At 73.9% G+C, this 4,257-nt stretch carries 3 protein-coding genes; 2 read left to right on the top strand and 1 reads right to left on the bottom strand.

Features of this window, described 5'->3' with window-relative positions; all coding sequences use genetic code 11:
* On the top strand, nucleotides 1-1,980 hold a 1,980-nt coding region (locus ACME2J_RS22000; RefSeq protein ID WP_495547091.1), incomplete at its 5' end, for a trypsin-like peptidase domain-containing protein.
* A 7-nt stretch (nucleotides 1,981-1,987) separates the two neighbouring features.
* Here the strand turns inward: ACME2J_RS22000 and ACME2J_RS21995 are convergent.
* Complete coding sequence (locus ACME2J_RS21995; protein WP_495547090.1) at nucleotides 1,988-3,181, bottom strand: serine hydrolase domain-containing protein; 1,194 nt, start codon at nucleotides 3,179-3,181, stop codon at nucleotides 1,988-1,990.
* Nucleotides 3,182-3,266: 85 nt separating this feature from the next.
* On the opposite strand from ACME2J_RS21995, the gene ACME2J_RS21990 reads away from it, so the two are divergent.
* Complete coding sequence (locus ACME2J_RS21990) at nucleotides 3,267-4,109, top strand: M90 family metallopeptidase (RefSeq protein WP_495547089.1); 843 nt, start codon at nucleotides 3,267-3,269, stop codon at nucleotides 4,107-4,109.
* The last annotated feature ends 148 nt before the right edge of the window (nucleotides 4,110-4,257 follow it).

Below are 4,257 nucleotides of genomic sequence, written 5' to 3'. Positions count from 1 at the left end.
GGGCGGCCGGGCGGCGACGACCTGGGGCGGCCGGGCTCGGCATCGCGCGGGGCACGGCTGCGCCCCGGCGAGGCGGCGCCCGAGATGGGGCCGTGCCGCCGCCCGAGGACGCTCCGGCGCCTCCTCGTGGGAGCGCTGTGCGTGGCACTCGCGCTGCACGGCTGGACGACTCGCGCCCTCTCTTCACCGCCTGCCGCCACCGGCGACGCGCTGGTCTTCCTGCTCCAGTACGTCGGAGCGGACTACGAGCTCGCGGTGCGCGGCGGCGAGGTCGTGAATCCGGCCGAGTACGCCGAGATGGTACGCTTCACGCGCGCTCTGGCGACGGACTACGGGGCGCTTCGCGGCGCCGATGCGGCGCCGGCCCTCGCCCGCGGCCTCGCCCGTCTCCGGGAGCGGGTCGAGGAGCGCGCCACTCCCGCAGAGGTGCGGGCGCTGGTCGGCGAGTTGACGCCGCGTCTCGCGGAGGACCTCGGCGTCTCGACCCGGCCCGTCGGTCCCCTCGACCCGGTCCGCGGCCGCGAGCTCTTCGCGTCGGCATGCGCCGCCTGCCATGGCGAGGCCGGCGCGGGCGACGGCTTCGCGGCCGCCGGAATGGACCCGCCGCCGATCTCCTTCCTCGATCCCCGCATGGCCCAGCTTTCGCCGCACCAGATCGTGGGCGCGACCCGCTTCGGCATCGCGGGGACGGCGATGCCGGCCTTCGACGATGCGCTCTCCCGCGAGGACCTGTGGAACCTCGCCACCTACGTCTGGAACCTGCGCGGCGACGACCGGATCGATCCCCGCCTCGCCGCCGCGCAGGGAACCGACGACGGTGACCACGGCGGACGGCCGCGCGTCGCCACGACGGCGGACGGCGACGGCGAGACCGCGACCGACGTTGCCGCGGGCCTCGCCGCCGCCGTCGGGCTCGAAGCGGCGTTCGGCGACGTCGCCGCGCGCGTCTTCCCGAGCGTCGCCACCGTGAGCGCGTACCTCCGCGACCAGGCAGACCCGGACGCGGACCTCGGCCCTTCTCCGTCGCCCGGAGCCGCCGCCGGCTGGCGTCAGGCGGGACCGCGCGACGACCCCCATCCCGGCTTCCGCCGGGTGCGCTCGCGGAGCGGCTTCTTCGTCAGCGACGACGGCTACCTGCTGACCAACTACGGCGCCGTCGCACCGTTCGAGGGACGCGACGTCGATCTGATCGACGTGGAGATCGCCGCGGAGCGGCGCCGTGCCCGCCTCGTCGGCGCCGAGCCGACCGTCGATCTGGCCGTCCTGCAGGTCGACATGCCGTTCGCGACCCAGCCGGTGACGCTTCCCGAGGCGGAGTCGGTCGCGGTCGGACGCTGGGCGATCGCGCTCGGCGACCCGCCCGGTCCCGAGCGGAGCTTTACGGCCGGCACCGTCGCCGCGATGCCGGAGCGCGAGTGCTACCAGGAGCAGCGCGGCGCGACGCTCGTGCAGACGTCCTGCCGTCTCGACCCCGAGAGCTACGGCGGACCGATCGCCGACGTCCACGGCCGCGTCTTCGGCATCTCCGTGCCGCGTCCCGGCGGCGAGGGCCCGGCGGTGCCGAGCGGCTTCGCGCGCCAGGCGCAGGCGCTGCCGATCGGCCTCGCCATGACCCTCTACGACGCGCTCCGGGCGAGGGAGAGCCGCCGCTCGCCCTGGCTCGGCTTCTCGGTGCTCGACCTCGGCCGCGACCGGCGCGCGACCCATGCACAGCGCACCGGTGTCTTGATCGACGACGTCTTCGTGCCGAGCCCGGCCGCCGCGGCCGGCGTCCAGGTCGGCGACGTGCTCACGGCGATCGACGAGCGGCGCCTCGCGAGCGTCGCCGACTTCCAGGAGGCGCTCTACCTTGCGGGCATCGGAGCGAAGGTGACCCTGCACCTCGCTCGCGGGGACGAGAGCCTCGCGTTTCCGGTCACCGTCGAGGAGCGCCCCCCGGCGGCGCGCCCCAAGGACGCGACCGCCCCGCCGCAGCGGTGAACGCCTCTCAGGGCAGCGGGGCGCGGCCGATCCGCTCGACCGACCGCACCGGGGCGAGCGCCGCGCAGACCGCCCGCTCGTAGGTCCGTCGGAGCAGCTCGAAGACCTCGGCGTCGACCAGGGGGCTGATCTGACGGCTGACCGACACGGTGACGGATCGACGGCCGTCCCGCGAGGCGGCGGCGAACTGGGTGTAGCCGGGGAAGTTGCCGGTGTGGCCGTAGACGACGCCGCAGCTCGTCTCGTAACGGAACACGCCGAGACCGGCGGAGTTCTCGCCCGGGCCGGGCGGATCCGACATTCCCCCCGGGAAGAACGTGAGCTGCTCGCCCTGCACGCGCCGCGAGAAGAAGCGGCGGCCGAGGAGCCCGCGGATGAACTTGTTCAGGTCGTAGGGCGTCGAGACGATCCCGCCCGAGGCCCAGGCGCCCGAGGGGCTCAGCGCCTCGCTCACGTCCTCGAGAGTGCCGTCACCGGCGAGGAAGTAGCCGTGCAGGAAGGGCGAGGGCATGGCCGCGATCTCGGGCAGGCTCGTATCGTGCACACGGATCCGCTCGTAGACGTACTGCTCGAGCAGCTCGTCGTAGGGGCGTCCGGTCGCGGCCTCCGCCATCAGGGCCGCGGCGACGTTGTCGGAGTTGGAGTACTCGTACCGCGTGCCGGGGTCGAACTCGAGGTCCTCGTCGTAGACGTAGGGCAGCAGCGATTCCGGAGGGAAGTAGCGCAGCGGGTCTGCCTCCAGCGCCGCCACGAAGTCGTCGTTCCCGATGTAGTCCGGCAGGCCGCTGGTGTGGCTCAGGAGCTGGCGCAGCGTGACCTCGCCCCAGTCGGCCGGAAGGCCGGGAAGATGCTCGGCGATCGTGTCGTCGAGCGAGAGGATGCCCCGGTCGACGAGCGCGAGGGCGACCGCGCCGCTGTAGGCCTTGGCGACGCTCGCGAGACGCATGTGGTCGCGCCAGCCGATCGGCCGCCCGGTCGCGACGTCCATCACGCCCGCCCGGTGGACGGCGGTGCGGCCGTCCCGCTGGACGACCGAGATGGCGCCTCGAGGACCGCGCGGGAGGCGCACCAGGTCGCGAAGGGACGCCTCGAGCCTGCCGTCGGCGATCCGCGCCGGCGTCGCCGCACGGGCGTCGCCGCCGCAGACCGCCGCCAGCACCAGCAAGAGCAGGAGTGTTCGTGTCGATCGCGATGCGCTCATGGTGCGCCGAGGGTAGGCAGCCGTCGGCGCGCGAAGCAAGGGCATCGCGAATGCGCTTGCGTACGGCTGTGGTACCAAGCTCGCCGTGTTCGGGTTCCTCCGCGAGCGGCGGCGCCGCCGGCTTCGCGCCGCGCCCGCACCGGCGGGATGGCGGGCGATCCTCGAGAAGAGGTCCGCGCTCTATCGGAGCCTCCCGCCACCCGATCGCGAGAAGCTCCTCGGGCACATGAACGTCTTCCTCGCCGAGAAGAAGTTCGAGGGCTGCGCCGGGCTCGAGCTCACGGAGGAGATGCGCGTGACGGTCGCGGCCCAGGCGTGTCTGCTGCTCCTCGGCCAGGAGCGCCCGACCTACTACCCGAGCTGCGACGTCGTGCTGATCTACCCGCAGGCCTACGTCGCCCGGCAGCAGGAGGTGCTGCCGGGCGGCATCGTGGTCGAAGGCGACTCGGCGCGCCTGGGCGAGTCCTGGATCCGCGGCGTCGTCGTGCTGTCCTGGGACGACGTCCGCGCCGGAGCGAGGGACGCGCGGGACGGGCACGACGTGGTGCTGCACGAGTTCGCGCACCAGCTCGATCAGGAGGACGGCACCTCGGACGGCGCACCAGTGCTCGAGCGGCGCTCCGACTACGTCGCCTGGGCGCGGATCCTCGGTGCCGAGTACGCGCAGCTCCAGCGCGCCGCCGCGACCGGACGACGGAGCGACCTCGACGTCTACGGCGCGACCAATCCCGCGGAGTTCTTCGCGGTCGCGACCGAGGCGTTCTTCGAGCGGCCGGAGACACTGCGGCGCCGCCACCCCGAGCTCTACGAGGAGCTGCGGCTCTTCTACCGTCAGGACCCCGCCTCCGAGCGGCGCGCCGAGCCCACGGCCCCGAGCCCTGCCGAGGGACAGGTCCCTCGAAACGCCCCCGAGGACGGGGGCGGATGAGGAGGCTTGCTCCGGCGAAGGCTCGACCGCCCAGCAGGCCCCCCTCGATACGCCCTCCGGGCTACTCGGGACAGGCCCCTCGATACGCCCCCGGGACGGGGGCTACTCGGGGCGAGCGGGTCTTCCATCATCTCAGGGCGCCGCCCCG

It is taken from the genome of Paraconexibacter sp., assembly GCF_059438195.1.
Note: the sequence above shows the minus strand (reverse complement) of the source record. Positions and strands in the feature narration are given on the sequence as shown.